Origin of the sequence: Planotetraspora kaengkrachanensis (assembly GCF_016862895.1) — a bacterium.
GTDB classification, from domain to species: domain Bacteria; phylum Actinomycetota; class Actinomycetes; order Streptosporangiales; family Streptosporangiaceae; genus Planotetraspora; species Planotetraspora kaengkrachanensis.
In genome coordinates this window covers 39,925-56,937 of the sequence record NZ_BONV01000024.1, presented here as the reverse complement: position 1 = coordinate 56,937, position 17,013 = coordinate 39,925, and the positions used below count along the sequence as shown (strand labels likewise).

Here is a 17,013-nt window from a genome sequence, read left to right as displayed (position 1 = left end):
GGAACCCGTGGCCATCACCATCACCGGCATCGCCGGACTGCCCGAGGTCCAGGCCGGGGACGACATCGCACGTCTCGTGGCGCGAGCCGTCCCCGCTCTCGAGGACGGCGACATCCTCGTCGTCACCTCGAAGATCGTGAGCAAGGCCGAGGGCCGCGTCCGCGCGGGCGACAGCCGTACCGCCGCGATCGAGGAGGAGTCCGTCCGCGTCGTGGCGCGACGCGGAGAGACCGTCATCGCGCAGACCCGGCATGGTTTCGTCATGGCCGCGGCGGGCGTCGACGCCTCCAACACCGCGCCGGGGACGATCCTGCTGCTGCCCGAGGACCCCGACGGCTCCGCCCGGCGGATCAGGGACGGGCTGCGCGAGACGCTGGGCGTCGAGGTCGGCGTGATCGTCTCGGACACCTTCGGGCGGCCCTGGCGGCACGGCCTGACCGATGTGGCGATCGGCGCCGCGGGCGTGCGCCCCCTCGACGACCTCCGCGGCAAGACGGACGCCTACGGCAACCCGCTCAACGCCACGGTCACCGCGCTGGCCGACGAGATCGCCGCGGCGGGCGAACTGGTGAAGGGCAAGCTCGGCGGCGTCCCCGTCGCGATCGTGCGGGGCCTCGCTGAGCTGGTCACCGCCGACGAGGGGCCCGGCGCCCGCGTGCTCATCCGGCCCGCGGACGAGGACATGTTCCGGTACGGCTCGGCCGACGTCGTCTTCGCCCGCCGGACGATCCGCGAGTTCTCCGACGAGGCGGTCGACCCCGCCGCCGTACGGCGGGCGGTCGCCGCCGCCGTGGCCGCGCCCGCCCCTCATCACACGACGCCGTGGCGGTTCGTGCTGCTGGAGACCCCGGAGGCCCGTACGGAGTTGCTCGACGCGATGAGGGCGGCCTGGATCGACGACCTGCGCTCCGACGGCTTCAGCGAGGAGTCGATCGCCCGGCGGGTCAAGCGGGGAGACGTGCTGAGGAACGCGCCCTACCTCGTGGTCCCCTGCCTGGTCATGGATGGTTCGCACACCTATCGCGACGAGCGGAGGAACGCGTCCGAGCGGGAGATGTTCGTGGTGGCCACCGGGGCGGGCGTGCAGAACCTGCTCGTACAGCTCGCGGTCGAGGGGCTCGGGTCCGCCTGGGTGTCGTCCACGATGTTCTGCCGCGACGTCGTGCGCAAGGTGCTCGATCTGCCGCAGAACTGGGATCCGATGGGCGCGGTGGCCGTCGGCCACGCGGCGGGCCCGGCGCGCCAGCGGGCACACAGAGATGCGGGCGACTTCATTGTCACCCGCTGAATCATCCTAAACCACGACAAATAGTACTAAAGCACCCATCAGCTGTTCGGCGACTCGCAGATGGGATGACACAGACGCCGGGCCAGAGCGGACAGGAACACGTCGATGATCTGGCCCGGCTCCCGTGCGACGTAGAGCTGGCCGTTGGTCACGGAGACGATCTCGTTCAGCGCCCCCTGGTCGGCCCCCTCGCCGAACGCGACCACGATGACCTGGACGGGCCGGTCCGGGTTCCACTCCTCACGCAACGCCTCGACGAGCCGCTCCCGGGAGACGCCCCTGCCGTCGTCGTGGCCCGCGGTCAGCAGAAGCAGCGAGTTGTTCATCAGGGGGTCGTAACCCTCGGACACCGAGCGGAAGCCGCGGAGGATCGCGTCGTAGAGCGAACTCGACCTGTGGGCCGAGACCGTGGTCGCCTGGATCCTTCGCAGCAGTTCGGTCCGCCGGATCTCCTGCCCGCCGGCCGGCTCCGTGATGGGGCCGAGACTGACGAGTTCGCGCTCGTCCGCGTCGCCGTCGAGGTCCCTGGCGAACTCCCACAGCCCGAGATCTGTCCCGTCGGGGAACAGTTGCAGCCCGACCGTGGCGGCCTCCACCGCGACCTCGTGCCGTGTGCCGCCGCCGTCCCGGACGGGCGCCGCCGTCTCCTTCGACGCGTCGGCGAGGACGAGGATGCGGCTCGGCGGGGCCAGGCGGCTCCAGGCGTCCAGCGCCTCGTCGATCACCTCGGGAGTGATTGACGGCCGGGGCTTGGGCTGCTCGACCGGGATGTCGGTGCCCGGCCAGTACGGAGGTTCCTGCCCGTCCGCGGTCCGGAAGCCGTCGTGGCGCATCTCCTCCTGGACGGCGGGCCTGCGCAACCACTGCGCGAACAGCCGCGAACCCTCGGCCTTGTCGTCGTCTGCCGCCGTCACCACGTACGGATAGTCGAGGTCGATCGTCCCCTCTGTGGGCTGGAGGGCGGCCACGGGCTCGATCGTGACGTCGCGGTTGTGCGCCCAGACCGTCTGCTCGGGGACGATGGCGACCGGACGGCTCCACAACCCCGACTCGCCCACGGCGGCCAGGGTGCTCCTGTAGTCCGGAGCCGATCCTGCCTGGGCCATCCGGACGAAGGCGGTGAGGTCCTTGTCCGCCTGCTCCCCCGTCCCCACGAGGTCGCGGGCGGCGGCGACGGTCGCGATGCCCGCTCCGGACGTCGAAGGATCGGGGATCCGCACGATGTCCGGCTCGTCCTCGGTCGGCTGCAACCGCCCGTGGACGGTGGCGGGGAAGACCATGTTCCAGCTCATCGCCGTACGGCCGGCCGCGAACTTCCTGGCGAGCGCCCGCGTGGTGGCGAACACCAGCGGCGAGGTCGCGACGACGGTCTCCCCGTCCGCGACGTGCTCGGCCCCCTGCTTGCGGGCGAGCCGCACCCAGGCGGTCGAGTCGGCGACCCAGCCGTCAGGCCTGCCGGGAAGCACCCCCGCGCGCTCGCCGATGAGCGTACGCAGGACCGGCGCGGGAGGCTGTTCGGCCACCTGGACCAGCACGCAGCGGCCGTCCACCCCGGCGTTCGACGCGTTGAACCCATCAGCCGCCTCCATCACGGGGGGTGCCACGTCCACCGCCGACGCCACGCTGACGACGATCGGATCCCGTGCGGAGCACGCTCCACCCGCCTTGTCCACGACGGCGTAGACCGCTGCCGCCAGGACGGCCACGACGGCGACACTCGACACGGCGCCCCGCCACATGGCCTGCCGGCGGCGCCGTTCGGCGGTGAAACCGGTGCGGTGACGACCGGATCGCACGGTGACCATCCCTCACAACGTCGGTCAAGTTTCCTTACTCGAAGCCATGATTGTGTCAAGCACGACCACACGGGGCGCAAGACCATCGGCCGGAAACATAGAACTTGTTATAACCCAGTTGTGAGGGGCGTGACGTCGTTCTGGACCGAGGAGTGACGAAGCGGGGAACGAGCTTCAGAACGACGACCGAAGACGACGCCTCAAGGGCGCCCCGAGCCGGTCTCGTGCAGCGAGACGAGGGTGATCGTCCGCCGGACGCTCCCGCACACCCCGTCGCTCCGCCCGGCCGCCTCGACCCGCTCGGCGCTCGGCGTGCCGTACGAGGTGGTGCGCTGCCGCAGCGGCCGCCCGGTCGGGGCCACCATCTCGGCGATCTGGCTGATCGTGCGGTAGGACCCGTTCTCCGATCCCGCCATCCGGCTGATCGTCTCCTCCATCAGCGTCCCGCCGAGATCGTTGACGCCGCCGTCCAGCACCGACCGGCACAGGTCGTCCCGCAGCTTGACCCACGAGCACTGGATGTTCCCGATCGCGCCGTGCAGCATGATCCTCGCCAGCGCGTGGACGGCCCGGTTCTCGCGGGCGGTCGGGCCCGGCCGCGCGATCCCGGCGAGGTAGATCGGGGCGCTGGTGTGCACGAACGGCAACAGGACGAACTCGCTGAAGCCCCCGGTCTCCTCCTGGATCGACCGGATCAGCCTGATGTGCCGCACCCAGTGATCATGGGTGTCCACATGGCCGTACATCATGGTCGACGTCGTCGGGATGCCCACCTTGTGCGCGGTGGTGATGACGTCCACCCACTCGCGCGTCGGGAGCTTGCCCTTGGTGAGCACCCATCGCACGTCGTCGTCGAGGATCTCGGCGGCGGTTCCCGGCAGGGAGTCGACTCCGGCCTCCTTCGCCGCGTGCAGCCACTCGGCGATCGAAAGGTTCGTACGGCTCGCGCCGTTGATGACCTCCATCGGCGAGAACGCGTGGACGTGCATCTCCGGCGTGCGCTCCTTGACCGCGCGGGCGATGTCGAAATACGCGGTGCCCGGCAGGTCGGGGTGGATGCCGCCCTGCATGCAGACCTCGGTCGCGCCGGCCTCCCACGCCTCCTGTGCCCGGTCGGCGACCTCGCTCAGCGACAGCGTGTAGGCGTCCGCGTCGGTGCGCCGCTGCGCGAACGCGCAGAACCGGCAACCGGTGTAGCAGACGTTCGTGAAGTTGATGTTGCGGTTGACGACGTAGGTCACGTCGTCCCCCACGGCCTCCCGTCGCAGGCCGTCCGCGATCCGGCACAACTCGTCCAGGCCCGCGTCGTCGGCTCCCGCCCCCGACGGATCGCCGGCCAGGTCGAGCAGCGCGAGCGCCTGCTCGTCGGTGAGCCCGGCGGGGTCGCTCTCCGCCTGCCGGAGGGCCGTCCGCACGGTCCCGTCCACCCGTCCCGTACGGCTCTCGCGCGGCAGGCGCTCGCGCAGCGCGTCCCAGTCGCCGTAGACGTCGTCGAAGTCGTCACGGCGGTCGTTCGTCCGCCCCTCGGAGTCGATGGCCGTGTGCAGGTCGGACCGGCCCGACGTCCGCAGACCGCCCTCGAAGCCGCCGTCGGGCTCCTGCCACGGGCGGCCTTCAAGGACGGCGTCGGGCCTCGCGAGGCCCGTTTCCGGGTCGGCCAACGCAGCGACGTGGGCGAACAGGCGTGGGTCGAGCCAGGGCTCACCCGCCAGCACGTACTCCGGGTAGATCGTCAGGCGTTCGCGCAACTCGAACCCGGCGTCGGCGGTCCGGGCGGCGAGGTCGTCGATCTGCGGCCAGGGACGCTCCGGGTTGACGTGGTCGGGCGTCAGCGGGGAGACGCCGCCCCAGTCGTCGATGCCCGCCCGCACCATCAGCGTGAACTCGTCGCCGATCAGGTTGGGCGGGGCCTGGATGCGGACCTTCGGCCCGAGCACGAGGCGGGCGACGGCGATCGTCGCGGCCAGTTCCTGCAGGTCGGCGTCCGGCATGCCGCGCATCGCCGTGTCGGGCTTGGCGCGGAAGTTCTGGACGATGACCTCCTGTATGCCGCCGTACTCACGGGCCACCCTGCGGATCGCGAAGATCGACTCTGCCCGGTCCTCGATGGTCTCCCCGATGCCGATGAGGATGCCCGTGGTGAACGGCACGTTGGACCGCCCGGCGTCCTCGAGCACGCGCAGCCGTACGGCCGGGTCCTTGTCCGGTGAGCCGTAATGCGGCTGACCCTTCTCCGCGAACAGCCGTTCCGACGTGGTCTCGAGCATCATCCCCATCGAGGGGGCGACCGGCTTCAGCCGCTGGAGGTCGCGCCAGGTCATCACGCCGGGGTTGAGGTGCGGGAGCAGCCCGGTCTCCTCGAGCACGCGGATCGCCATCGCGCGGACGTAGGACAGGGTGTCGTCGTAACCGTGCGCGTCGAGCCACTCGCGCGCCTGGTGCCACCGGTCCTCCGGGCGGTCGCCCAGCGTGAAGAGGGCCTCCTTGCAGCCCATGGCCGCGCCCTGCCGGGCGATCTCCAGGACCTCGTCGGGCGACAGGAAGGCACTGTCGAGTTTGTGCGGCGCGGTGGCGAACGTGCAGTAGCCGCAGCGGTCCCGGCACAGCCGCGTCAGCGGGATGAACACCTTCCGGCTGTAGGTCACGATCCCCGGCCGTCCCACCGCCGCCAGCCCGGCGTCCCTGACCCGCGAGGCGTGGTCGAGCAGAACCTCGAGGTCCTCGCCACGAGCCTGAAGCAGGATGACGGCCTCGGCGACGTCGAGCGTCTTGCCGTCACGCGCACGCGCGAGCGCGCGCCGAGTCCCGCTGTCACCGTGCATGGCCTTGTGTCCCGTCATACGCGCACCCTACGGCCCCCTGAGTACGCCGCCTTTACTCAGCCCCCCACCCCCGCCCCCCACCCCCCGGGCGTGATCATGCACAGATTCGCGGAAACGCCCCGCAGCCTGCGCCCCTTCCAGTCGTGATCATGCACAGGTTCGGCGCGATCGCCACTGACCTGCGCCTTTGGGCTGCGTGATCATGCACACACAGACGTTTTGCATGATCACGGATGGCGTTTCCCCAGCTCGTACGGCAGGCAGCCGAGTCCGTGCATGATCACGAAATGAGTTCTTGCAGCTCAAGACTCATACACACGAACCTGTGCATGATCACGCGGAAGAGGAGACTAGAAGGAGCGGTAGTCGCGGGCGGGCATGCGGGGGCCGCGGGCGGGCGGGCGCAGGCCGCTGAGCTCGATCAGCTTCACGACCCGATGGCGGTGGCCGCGGAAGGGCTCGAGCAACTCGAGCATGCCGGCGTCGTCGGTCTTCTGGCCGGTGAACGCCCATCCGACCATGCCCGGCAGGTGGAAGTCCCCCACGCTCGGCGCGTCGGGGTCGCCGTGGCCGCGCTGGCGCACCTCGGCGGACGTCCACACGCCGATCCCCGGCAACGCCCGCAGCAGCCGGTCGGCCTCGGCGGAATCGGGACCGCCGAGCGCCGTCGCCTCCAGCTTGTCCGCATGGCGAGCGGCGTTGATGATCGTCCTGGCGCGCACGGCCTCCACCCCGGCACGGTGCCAGTCCCAGGACGGGATCGTGCGCCACACCTGGGGCGGCGGCATGACCGCCATCCCCTCGGGCGCCGGCCCGGGAGCCGGCTCGCCGTACTTGCGCATGAGCCAGCGCCACGCGCGCCAGGCCTCCCTGCCGACGACCTTCTGCTCGAGCACGGCCGGCACGAGCGCCTCGAACACCCGCAGCGTCCGCCCGATCCGCAGCCCGGGATGCCGGGCGGCCAAGTCGGCGACCAACGCGGCGGCGCCCGCCTGCCGCGGGCCGTCGAGCGCCCCGGCGAAACCGGCGACGTCGTCGTCCGCGCCCAAGGCCTGCGGAAGCGTCTCCAGCAACCACTCGGCCCCGGGCCCCCAGGCCTGGCCGTGCACCTCTCCCATGCGGCTGGTGACCCGCAGCGTGCCGGGCCCCTCGGGTGTGCGGGACGTCCGCCAGATCGCCCGGTCAGGAGTACGCCGCCAGGCGGGATCTCCGCTCCCCCGCCGGTGCGGCGACAGCGTGAGCTCCACATCCACCGGCGCGGACGGAGTCCACCTGCGTTCTCTGACGCCGGTCGCGGCGCCGGCTGACGACATCGGCCTCGCCTCCCCCGTCCCAGCATGCCGCCGCACGGCGGCCGGGGGAAACCGGGCGGTCCCGTCACCGATCGGCATGCTCAGACGTCGCTCGAGAACCGCACCGAGCACTCGGGCAGGGACACGCCCGGCCAGATGCGCACGCCCGCCATGAGTTCGTTGCCCTCGCCGATCCGCGCGCCGTCGCCCACGACCGCCCCGCGCAGGACTGCCCCGGGCGCGACGTGAGCGCCCGCGCCGACCACCGAGTCGACGACGACGGCCCCGCAGGCCACGCGGCAGTCGTCGGCCAGGACGCTGCCGCGGACGCTGGCTCCGGCCTCGACCTTGGCGCGGGCGCCGACCACCGTGCCGCCCGTGACCTTCGCCTCGGGCGACACCTCGGCCCCGTCCAGTAGGAGGCGCTCGCCGGCCGCGCCGGGCAGGGCGGGGGACGCGAGCCTGCCCTGGACGAGGTCGGCCGAGCCCTGCACGAAGGCGGCCGGCGTGCCGACGTCGAGCCAGTAGGACGCGTCGGCGTAGCCGAGCACCATCTGGCCCGCCTCGATGAGGCCCGGGAAGGTCTCGCGTTCCACCGACACGACCTCGCCCTGGGGGATCATGTCGATGACCGATCGCTGGAACACGTAACAGCCCGCGTTGATCCGGTTGGTCACCGGGTTGGGTGTCTTCTCCAGGAACGCGGTCACCACACCGTCCGGGGTGGTCGGCACGCAGCCGAACCGCGAGGGGTCCTCGACCTCCGTGAGGTGCAACGTCAACGCGGCGCCGCGAGAGCGGTGGAATTCCACCTGGGCCGAGATGTCGTGTCCCGAGAGGATGTCACCGTTCAGGACCAGCACGGGGGCGTCCATCGGGCAGGTGAGCGCCTCGGCGGCGTTTCGGATCGCTCCACCGGTGCCCAGGGGCGTCTCCTCGGTCATGTACTCGATCTCGAGCCCGAACGCCGCCCCGTCACCGAAGGCGTCGGCGAACATCGAAGCGCGATAGGAGGTGGCGAACACGACCCGCCGGACTCCGTGCGCGTGCGCCTTGGCGAGCTGGTGCGCGAGGAAGGGGACACCGGCGGTGGGCAGCAGCGGTTTGGGCGTGTGCAACGTCAGTGGCCGCAGGCGGGTTCCCTGACCCCCCACGAGCAGGATCGCCTCGAGGGGCTCCGGCGACCGCAAAGAACTCTCGCTCACAGCCGCGAGGTTAGCCTAGCTCTCGATCGCCCGCTGGTATGACACGAGATGGGCATCCGCGGACAGCCGCCAGGTGAATTCTTGGGATCGGGCGAACCCCGCCGAGGACAACGCCTCCCGTCGTTCCGGTTGCTCCATGAGTGCCCGCAGCGCGTCGCCGATGGCGTCCGCGTCCGGCTCGGTGTAGGCCACCGCGTCGCCTCCGACCTCGGGCAGCGAGGTCCTGTGGGTCGTGAGCACCGGCGCCCCGCAGGCCATCGCCTCCAGCACCGGCAGCCCGAACCCCTCGCCCCGGGACGGGAACGCGACGACGAGCGCGCCGCCGAGGAAACCCGGCAGGTCGGCGAAGGGCAGATACCCCGGCCGGACGACCCGGATCTTCTGCGGCAGCTCCGCGATGGCGGCGTCCACCTCGTCGTCCCAGCTCGGACCGCCCGCAAGCACCAGCGCGGGCGGCTCCTCCAGATGCCGTACGGCCCTGGCGAAGCCCCTGACCAGGTTGGGGACGTTCTTGCGGGGTTCGACGGCGCCGAGGTAGGCGACGTACGGATGTCCGTGGATGCCGAACCGGTAGGTCACCCGCTTGGTCTCGAGCTCGGTGGGCCGGTGGAACAGCGCCGGGTCGACGCCGTGGTAGGCGACGTCGATCCGCGTGGGGTCGGCGGCGAGCACCCTGACCAGTTCGTCTCTCGTGGCCTTGGACGGCACGATCATCCGGGTGGCGTGGCGGACCGCCGTACGGGTGGCGGAGCGGAAGAACGAGGCGTCGACGGTGCCGTGCTGCTCGGCGTCGGTGAAACAGGTGGCGTCGTGGACGGTCGCCACGGTCGGCAGGCCGGACCTGAGCGGTATCGAGTAGAAGGGGGCGTGGATCACGTCGGCGCCCACCTGGCGGGCCAGGACGGGCACGCTGGTCTGCTCCCACACGAGCCGCGCACCGCGGTTGGTGATGGCGGGCGGCCCCGGGAGGATCCGCGCGGAGGGGGCCAGCTTTCCGTACCTCTCGGCGTCGGACCGCTGGCAGACGACGGCGAGATCGGCTCCGGCCTGGTGGAGGGCGGCGAGCAACCCGTCGACGTACCGGATCAGAGCGCCTCGATCGGTGGGAACGGCCGCCGCGTCGACGACCACACGGGGTTTCAAGAAGATCGCTCCCCTCAGCGCGGCTCGCGATCAGGAGTCTCCTGATCGCCTGCCTCTCAGCCAGGTGTCACCCCGGAGAGAAAGGCGGGAACTCCCGTCAGCCAACGGGTGCCTCCTTCCCCCCGGCCACCCTTCAGCGTTCACTCTATGGCTGGCTTCCCCGCAACCGTGAGGGATATCACACGCCCATCCGGGTGACTCTGGGGAAATTCGCACCTGTTACACGAATTGCCAGTGATGATCAGTGCTTTTCGGCAGGTTGACCGGTTTGGGGGACCGAACCTCGCGCCGCCGCACCGGCGATGGCCGCGCACACCAGATCGCCCACCGAGACGATCAGGCGCGAGCACAGGGCCGCCGCGATGGCGGAGCCGCGGTCGAGCACCGGAGCGAGCGCGGCCACCATGGCGACCTCCCGCACGCCGGCCCCGGCGGGGAAGACGATCGCCAGGGTGCCCAGGCACCAGGCCAGCGCGAAGGCGCCGAAGCTGAGGATCACCGCGTCGGCCCCCGTGGCGCCGAGCCCGTGGACGATCAGTGCGAGGTGCACGCCGTACGCCGCCCACCCGGTGAGCGCCCAGCCGACGGCGACCAGGATGCCGCGGCGGGTCAGCGGCCGTTCGAGCGGCGGCCTGCGCAGCTTCCTGAGACCGAAGGCGATCACCGGGTTCACGATCGCCGGATGGAGGGCCACGGCGAGCACGGGGACGAGGAGCAGGAGCCAGGCGTAGCGCGCGACCGAGTCGCCGCCGATCACGGGGAGCGTGACCACCCCCACGAGCAGGCCACTGGCCAGATAGATCGGATACGTCAGGAAGAAGGCGGCGGCGCTGCGGGACCTCGGAATGCCGTGGTCACGGCCCATCTCCATCTGGGCGAGCATCACGTGCACCGCCGAGCCGGGGATGTACTTGCCGAGCTGCCCGAGAAAGAAGATCTTGGCCGCGGCGGTGAGGGACAGCGGCGAGCCGAACTCGGAGAGCAGCGAGCGCCACATCATCATCCCCGCGGCCAGCGCCCCGAGGACGGCGATCAGCGACCCGGCGAGCTCCGGCCACGACAGCCGCGTGAAGCCCTCCGACACCGCCCCCCACTGGCCCGCGATGCTCCAGGCGCCGAAGCCGAGCGCGAGGAGAAGGAAAACCAGCCGTACGGCCTTGCGGCGGTTCATCCCACGCCTGAGGTGCGTACGGGCTCGGGCGACTGTGGGAGGGCGGCGCCGAGCGGCCGGCCCGGCGTCTTGGTCGCGATCCAGAGGTAGGTGGGCACCACCGGCCGAAGCGCGGTCAGCGCGGGTCGCGGCGTCCGCTCGAGCACGCCCTTGGCCGCGCGGCCAACGGCGCCGGGGAACAGCTCGCCGCCGGCGAACCGGTCGGGCGAGGCGAGCACCGGGAAGGTGTAGTCCCACACGTGGAACGCGGAGAGCATCCGGCGCAGCCCCGCCCGCGTGCGGAAGCGCTCGTAGTAGTGGTCGGCCCGGCCGAACGCCCGCACGTACCGGTCGGCGGCGGCGGCCGGCAGGTAGGACAGGAACGGCAGCTTGTAGTGCGGCTCCATGACGCCGAGCCGGTTGCCGAGCCCGAGGTAGAGCACGCCGTCGTCCGACAGCACGCGGTGCATGTCCGCGATCACCGCGTCGGGGTCGACCACGTGCTCGTAGATGTGGTTGAAGACGAGCACGTCCACCGATCCGTCGGGGAACGGCAGCGCCTCGCCGTTCGCGCAGACGAACTCGACCCGCTCGCCGAACCGCTCCGCGGCCTTCTTCAGGCCGGGGACGTCGATATCGACGCCGAAGGTTCTGGCGGCTCCCGCGCCCGCGAGCTCGTCGGCGATGAAGCCGGCCGAGCAGCCGATGTCGGCCACGGTCAGCCCCGACAGCACGCTGCCGGGCTCGGCCGCGTCCCTGCCGAGGTAGTGCGCGAGCACGGCGAGGATCTTCGCGGCCTTGCGGCGCCTCTTGTCCTCGTCGAGCATCGCGCCCTGGAACTCGGAGTACTCCAGCTGGGCGGCGCGCTCTCCGCTCACCGGTCGATCACCGCCATCTCCGTCCGTGCCACGGTGCCCAACAGTACCGCCGACGGGCCGCGGCGCCGGTCCCCGTGACCGAGATGGGCCTACCAGCGGGTAGCTTCCACGCCCTACCATCGGCGGATGCCGAGCCACCCCCCGGTAGCCGAGACCGGCTCACCCCCCGCCACCCGGCTGGAGCGGCTGCGGGCCGCGCGCACGCCGAGAGTCCTGCTGGTCCTGGTCGCGCTGGGCTTCCTCGTGCGCGGGGTGGCGGGGAACTGGTCGGAGACCTCCGCCGCCCTGTCCCGGCTGTCCTGGTGGACGCCGGCCCTGAGCTTCGCCGCCGTCATGGCCGGCCTGGGGTTCATGCTCCTGGCCTGGCGCGAGATCCTGAAGGGCCTCGGGTCACCGCTGCCGCATGGGGTGGCGGCCCGGGTGATGTTCGTCGGCCAGCTCGGCAAGTACGTCCCCGGAGGAGTCTGGGCGTTCGCCGCGATGATCGAGCTGGCCCGCGACCACGGCGCCCCGCCCCGGCGCACGTTCAGCGCGACAGCGCTCGGTCTGGTGACCTCGCTCGGCTGCGCGCTCGCGCTCGCCGCCGCCACGCTCTCGGGCCAGATCATCAGGGACGGCTGGTACCTGTTGGCCCTCATCCCTCTCATCGTGGTCGGGCTTCACCCGCGGGTGATGACCTGGGGACTGAACCTGGCGCTGCGGATCGCCAGGAAGGAGCCACTCGACCAGACGCTGCGCGGGGCGCACATGGTCAGGGCCGCCGGCTGGACCCTGATCGGCTGGCTCGTGTACGGCGTGCACCTGTGGGTCCTGGTGGCCGGCATGCGGCCGGGCGGCGCGTCCCTCTACGCGGTCGCCGCCGGGGCGTACGCGCTCGCCTGGGCGACGGGCATCCTGACGGTCGTCGTGCCCGCGGGCATCGGCGTGCGCGAGGGCGCGATGGTCATCGCGCTGGCGCCGGTCCTCGACGCGCCGAGGGCCCTGGTCGTGGCCGTGGCCTCCCGGGTGGCGTTCACTCTGGCCGACGTCGCATGGGCGGCCCTCGGCGTGATCCTGCACCGGGTCGCCCGCTCCTCGTCCGGCGTCGCCGCCGGTCAGGCACCCGTCAGATGACGGCGGCGAGCAGGGTGCCGAGATAGACCGCCCAGAACGGGTCGGGGTCGACCGCCTTGACGCCGCTGCGCAGCCGCGCGGGCGTGCCCGGCTCGTAGAAGCGCTTGAGCGCCTCGGCCAGCGCGCCCGCGGAGCCCGGCTCGACGAGCAGCCCGTCGACCCCGTCGTTCACGTTGTCCGCCAGCGCCCCCACCCGGGTGGCGATCACCGGGACCCCGTGCTCGTGGCCCAGCCACACGTTCTGGCTCGCGGTCGCGGAGCGGTACGGCAGCACGAGGGCGTCCGCGTCGGCGAACAGTCGCGCGACGTCCTGCGCCGCGACATACCCCGGGCGCAGGTCGACGCGGTCGGTCAACCCCAGCTCGGCGATCAGCGCCTTGGTCTCCTCGAGCCCTCCCCAGAACTCGCCCGCGACCGTGAGGGTGACGCCCGGAGTCTGCGCCATGGCCCGGAGCAGCAGGTCGAGCCCCTTGTACGGCCGGACGATGCCGAAGAACAGCAGCCTGCCGTACGGCTCGGGCCCGGCGGCGGCCCCGGCCGCGCGGGTGGGCAGGTGCGGAGCGAGGGCCGCCACCCGCACCGGGGCGGGGGTCAGCCCGCGGGCCATGCCTGCCTGCTCCTCGGAGTGGACGAGGACTTCGTCCACCCTGCCGAGCAGGGCCTTCATCAGCGGCCGGTCGTACGGCTTGCGCTCGTGCGGCAACACGTTGTGGCACAGCGCGACGACCCTGGCCTTGCGGCGCAGGCCGTACAGGATGCCGAGATAGGCGGGCACCTGCACCGGGCTGAGGACGGCGAGGACGACGAGGTCGAAGCCCCGCAGCCGCCTGCCGCAGCCGACCCATCCGTCGGGCCTGCGCCAGTCGAGCTCGCGCCGGGTGTCCGGATACGGCTCACCCTCGGGCGCGTCGATCGTCTGCTGCCCCGGATAGAGGAAGCCCGGATACTGCGCCCTCCACGACTCGATCACGACGTCGTGGCCCTCGGCGCGCAGCCGCCTGGCCAGCTCGGTCGTGTGATGGGCGCCGCCGCCCTTGTACGGATACGTCGGGCCGACGATGGCGATCCTCATCGACGCGGGCCGCCTACTCGCCCCGGGACCGGACGATGAGGTCGGCCAGGAGCGCCAGCGACCCGATCAGCAGGCCGGACAGGAAGATCACGATGGTGTTGCTGGTCAGGTAGAAGCCGTACCGCACGACGTCGTACACGCCCTTGACCAGCCCGATGCCGACCAGCCAGAGCGCCGGGGGCATGAGCACCTTGAGCGGGTTGAAGTACATGACCATCCGCAGCACCTGCAGGATGTAGCGGTAGGCGTCGGAGACGAAGCTGAACTTCGACTTCCCCGCCCGCTTCGAGTACTCGATCGGCAGGTAGTGCACGTCGTGCTGGTTCGACATGAACGCCAGCGTGATCGTCGTGACGCAGGAGAACCCGGGGGGCAGCAGCCGCAGGTACGGCTTGGCGACCGACTTGCGGAACGCCCGCAGACCCGAGTTGAGGTCGGGGATCCGCTGCCCGGCGAGCCGCTCGGCGACCTTGCGGATGAACCACTTGGCGGGCACCCGCAGGAACTTGTGCGACCCCTCCTCCGTGGTCCTGGCGCCGACCACCTGGTCGACGGTGTGGTCCTTCTCGAGGATCTCGACCAGCTCGGGGATCCGCTCGTTGGGGTAGCTCATGTCCGCGTCGGTCCACACGACGATCTCGCCACGGGCCTCCTGGGTGCCGATCCTGCGGACCGTGCCCGAGCCGCCGTTGCGGTGGAACGCCTTGATCCGCATGTTCGGATAGCGCGGGGCCGCCTCCTGGAGGCGGGCGAGGGTCTGGTCGCTCGAGCAGTCGTCCACGGCCACGAGCTCATAGGTGTAACCGCTCGCGTCCATGGCCGCGCAGATGCGCTCGACCTCGTCGACCACGTGATCCTGCTCGTTGTAGCACGGCAGGACGATCGTCACGTAAGGGTTCTCCGCGGCAGTCACAGCGCTTCCAAGGTCTCGGGCGTGGTCACGTCCGGTCAGGGTACTCTGCCCAGCCGAATCGCGGCCCAACATCTCCGACTCGTACGGCCCGCGGAGGGCCCCTCCGGATCAGGCCGGCATGGTCATCCAGACGTCGATCGTGAGCGACCAGGTGCCGTCGGGCGGGTCCACGAGGGAGCGCTCGTCCTGGCGGCTGCGCAGTTTGAGCACCTGTGTCGGCGGGCCGTACGGCCAGAGCTGGCCGGGCTCGGCGGCGAGCAGCACGGGCAGGCGGCCCGTCCCCCTGACCTTTTCCACCAGGCGCTCGATGTCGGAGTGCAGGGGCACGTCGCTGCCCTTGGGGTAGGCCACCCGGGCGGTCGGCACGCCGCACTCGCCCCGGACGAGCTGGGTGATGCGGTCGCCCGTCGCCCGTTCGACGATCAGCACGGACGCGTTCCGCGGGATCGCCGCGCACAATCCCTTCACGGCGGCGGCCTCTCCCCTGTCCACCGGGGTGAACGCGGTCCCGATCGAGGTGATCGCCGCCGGCACGACCAGCAGCGCCGCCCCCGTGGCGATCAGCAGGCGTGAGCCGTACCCCCAGCGATGCGCCCGTCGGCGGATCCAGCGCAGCCCCCACACCGCGAGCAGGATCATCCCCGGGATCACGATCGGCACCAGCCGCCGGGACGCCCACGGGTGGTCGGGCGTGATCGCCGGCCGCCAGAGCGTCGTCACCGTCGTCCAGCCGATGATCGCCAGAGGCAGGAGCCAGCCGAACTCCTTCCCCTTGGCCATCCGCCGCGCGAGCACGGCCGCGGCGAGCGTGGCGAGCACGACGACGGGGACGCCGACGTACCAGATCACCCACCACAGCGAGTCCTCGTAGTAGAGCCGGGTCTGGTCGATCGGCAGGTGGTTGACCTGCTGCGTCTTCCCGATGAAGTTGGCCGTCAGCTGGTCCTCCGGCGTCACCGCGACGCGGCGCACGGTCTGCAGCCACGGCCGTACGGCCAGGCCCGCGACGACGAGCACGACGAGACCCGCGGCGACGTCGGGCAGCCGGCGGGCGAGCCGTCCCCCGGAGAGCGTGCCCACGCGTCCCGCGATCCACGGCGCCACCGCCGCCGCCACGGCGGTGAGCACGAGCACCGCCGCGCAGATGGCGAGCAGGGGCTTGAGCGAGCCGGACAGGTAGCCGAGATAGGGGCGGGCGATCGTGAGGCAGGCGGCGAAGCCCAGCGCCGCGCCCGCCACGAGCCCCAGGAGCAGAGGCGGCCCGAGTCTCCCTTCGGGGGCGCGCTCCTTCATGGCGTCGCGGGCGCGCGACAGCCTGGCCAGGGCGATGAGCAGCCCGGCGTAGGCCAGCACAGGCAGCACGTCCCTGAGCCCGTCGACGCGGACGAGCACCGTCAGCCCGAACGCCAGGCCCGCGAGCCCCGCCATCAGGCGCGCGCCGCCGGGCTGCGCCCGCCGCGCGGTCTCCGCGGGCGTGGCCGGCCCCAGGAAACCGAGGCCGAGCAGGCCCGCGCGCAGGCGGAAGCGGGCGTCGAGCAGCAGGCTCATGGCCCCGAACACCAGGATCAGCGACGGGATCTCGCTGAACGTGGTCCGGGACGTGTACAGCACCGGCATGCTCACGGCGAAGGCCAGCGCGGCCAGGGGCGCCCAGCGGGCGCCGACGAGACGGGCCGCGGTCCCGCCGACGGTCAGCACGGCGAGGGCGCCGAGGACCGGCGGCACGAGCACGAGCCCGGAGACGCCGCCGAGCCAGTAGCCGATCGCGTGGATCATCGGCGGCCCGGCCATGAACTGCGGGACGATGCCGCCGTCCCACTCGTAGAAGCCCATGCTCACGAACCGCAGGGCGGGATCGGAGCCGCCGAAGTCGCCGAGGGGGATCGGCAGTGAGCCGTGCCCGGCCAGCCAGACGGCGTACTGGGCGTAGGTGGCGGGATCACGCCGGACGATCAGCTGCTCCCCGTGGAGGAGCCCGTTGAAGATCCCCGAGGCGGCGGCGATCCCGAGGACGGCGACCGTGGGCCACGCCGACGACTCCACCACCTCGGGCAGGCGGCGCAGGCCGTACCAGCAGAAGACGAGGGCGAGCCCGCCGCCGGCGAGCACCATGGGCAGCGGCCTGAACCAGCCGAGCAGCAGCAGCGGCAGCCCCGCCACCAGCCATCCGCTGATGGCGAGCGCGGGCATGGCGGAGGCGACGGCGAGCGTCCGGCCCGCCGACGGCCATGTCGTCCGCCAACGGGCGAGATCGATAGCGTTCTTCGGAATGAGGCGAGCGTAGCCGCCCCGCCCGGCGGTCGCCCTCCGCCGCGGAAATCCGATCATGCGGCGCCGCCCG

12 protein-coding genes are annotated in these 17,013 nt (G+C 71.8%); 2 read left to right on the top strand and 10 right to left on the bottom strand.

Annotated features, from left to right (window positions below; genetic code table 11):
• The first annotated feature begins 7 nt into the window (after positions 1–7).
• On the top strand, positions 8–1,288 hold the full coding sequence (locus tag Pka01_RS23550; RefSeq protein WP_203885023.1) for a coenzyme F420-0:L-glutamate ligase: 1,281 nt from the start codon (positions 8–10) through the stop codon (positions 1,286–1,288).
• 38 nt (positions 1,289–1,326) lie between these two features.
• On the opposite strand, the gene Pka01_RS23545 is transcribed toward Pka01_RS23550, so the two are convergent.
• The 7 genes from Pka01_RS23545 to Pka01_RS23515 all read right to left on the bottom strand — a co-directional run bounded on the left by Pka01_RS23545 (position 1,327) and on the right by Pka01_RS23515 (position 11,574).
• Positions 1,327–3,093: a substrate-binding domain-containing protein gene (locus Pka01_RS23545; RefSeq protein ID WP_203885022.1), complete on the bottom strand. Its 1,767-nt coding sequence runs from the start codon at positions 3,091–3,093 to the stop codon at positions 1,327–1,329.
• Between the two features lie 191 nt (positions 3,094–3,284).
• On the bottom strand, positions 3,285–5,924 hold the full coding sequence (locus tag Pka01_RS23540) for a bifunctional FO biosynthesis protein CofGH (protein WP_239115238.1): 2,640 nt from the start codon (positions 5,922–5,924) through the stop codon (positions 3,285–3,287).
• A gap of 332 nt (positions 5,925–6,256) precedes the next feature.
• On the bottom strand, positions 6,257–7,219 hold the full coding sequence (locus Pka01_RS23535; RefSeq protein WP_203885021.1) for a DNA-3-methyladenine glycosylase family protein: 963 nt from the start codon (positions 7,217–7,219) through the stop codon (positions 6,257–6,259).
• Between the two features lie 80 nt (positions 7,220–7,299).
• On the bottom strand, positions 7,300–8,403 hold the full coding sequence (gene manB, locus Pka01_RS23530) for a mannose-1-phosphate guanylyltransferase (protein WP_239115237.1): 1,104 nt from the start codon (positions 8,401–8,403) through the stop codon (positions 7,300–7,302).
• 15 nt (positions 8,404–8,418) lie between these two features.
• Positions 8,419–9,546, bottom strand: coding sequence for a glycosyltransferase family 4 protein (locus Pka01_RS23525; RefSeq protein ID WP_239115236.1), 1,128 nt, complete (start codon positions 9,544–9,546; stop codon positions 8,419–8,421).
• 241 nt (positions 9,547–9,787) lie between these two features.
• Positions 9,788–10,717 carry a lysylphosphatidylglycerol synthase transmembrane domain-containing protein gene (locus Pka01_RS23520; RefSeq protein WP_203885020.1) on the bottom strand — a complete coding sequence of 310 codons (930 nt, stop codon included), beginning with the start codon at positions 10,715–10,717 and terminating at the stop codon, positions 9,788–9,790.
• Positions 10,714–11,574, bottom strand: coding sequence for a class I SAM-dependent methyltransferase (locus Pka01_RS23515; RefSeq protein WP_203885019.1), 861 nt, complete (start codon positions 11,572–11,574; stop codon positions 10,714–10,716). Before Pka01_RS23515 ends, Pka01_RS23520 begins: the two co-directional genes overlap by 4 nt.
• 126 nt (positions 11,575–11,700) lie before the next feature.
• Here Pka01_RS23515 and Pka01_RS23510 point away from each other — a divergent pair, with 126 nt between their 5' ends.
• On the top strand, positions 11,701–12,687 hold the full coding sequence (locus Pka01_RS23510; protein WP_203885018.1) for a lysylphosphatidylglycerol synthase transmembrane domain-containing protein: 987 nt from the start codon (positions 11,701–11,703) through the stop codon (positions 12,685–12,687).
• On the opposite strand, the gene Pka01_RS23505 is transcribed toward Pka01_RS23510, so the two are convergent.
• The 3 genes from Pka01_RS23505 to Pka01_RS23495 all read right to left on the bottom strand — a co-directional run bounded on the left by Pka01_RS23505 (position 12,680) and on the right by Pka01_RS23495 (position 17,000).
• Positions 12,680–13,759, bottom strand: coding sequence for a glycosyltransferase family 4 protein (locus Pka01_RS23505; protein ID WP_203885017.1), 1,080 nt, complete (start codon positions 13,757–13,759; stop codon positions 12,680–12,682). The genes Pka01_RS23510 and Pka01_RS23505 overlap by 8 nt on opposite strands.
• Positions 13,760–13,772: 13 nt before the next feature.
• Positions 13,773–14,672: a glycosyltransferase family 2 protein gene (locus Pka01_RS23500; RefSeq protein ID WP_203885016.1), complete on the bottom strand. Its 900-nt coding sequence runs from the start codon at positions 14,670–14,672 to the stop codon at positions 13,773–13,775.
• Positions 14,673–14,780: 108 nt separating this feature from the next.
• Positions 14,781–17,000, bottom strand: coding sequence for a hypothetical protein (locus Pka01_RS23495; RefSeq protein WP_239115234.1), 2,220 nt, complete (start codon positions 16,998–17,000; stop codon positions 14,781–14,783).
• Positions 17,001–17,013: the final 13 nt, after the last annotated feature.

What these genes read in the sequence shown, in the direction of transcription:
- Pka01_RS23505 (WP_203885017.1), bottom strand. Translation starts at nt 13,759, where the DNA reads ATGAGGATCGCCATCGTCGGCCCGACGTATCCGTACAAGGGCGGCGGC.
- Pka01_RS23535 (WP_203885021.1), bottom strand. Translation starts at nt 7,219, where the DNA reads ATGTCGTCAGCCGGCGCCGCGACCGGCGTCAGAGAACGCAGGTGGACT.
- Pka01_RS23495 (WP_239115234.1), bottom strand. Translation starts at nt 17,000, where the DNA reads ATGATCGGATTTCCGCGGCGGAGGGCGACCGCCGGGCGGGGCGGCTAC.
- Pka01_RS23510 (WP_203885018.1), top strand. Translation starts at nt 11,701, where the DNA reads ATGCCGAGCCACCCCCCGGTAGCCGAGACCGGCTCACCCCCCGCCACC.
- Pka01_RS23540 (WP_239115238.1), bottom strand. Translation starts at nt 5,924, where the DNA reads ATGACGGGACACAAGGCCATGCACGGTGACAGCGGGACTCGGCGCGCG.
- Pka01_RS23545 (WP_203885022.1), bottom strand. Translation starts at nt 3,093, where the DNA reads ATGGTCACCGTGCGATCCGGTCGTCACCGCACCGGTTTCACCGCCGAA.
- Pka01_RS23520 (WP_203885020.1), bottom strand. Translation starts at nt 10,717, where the DNA reads ATGAACCGCCGCAAGGCCGTACGGCTGGTTTTCCTTCTCCTCGCGCTC.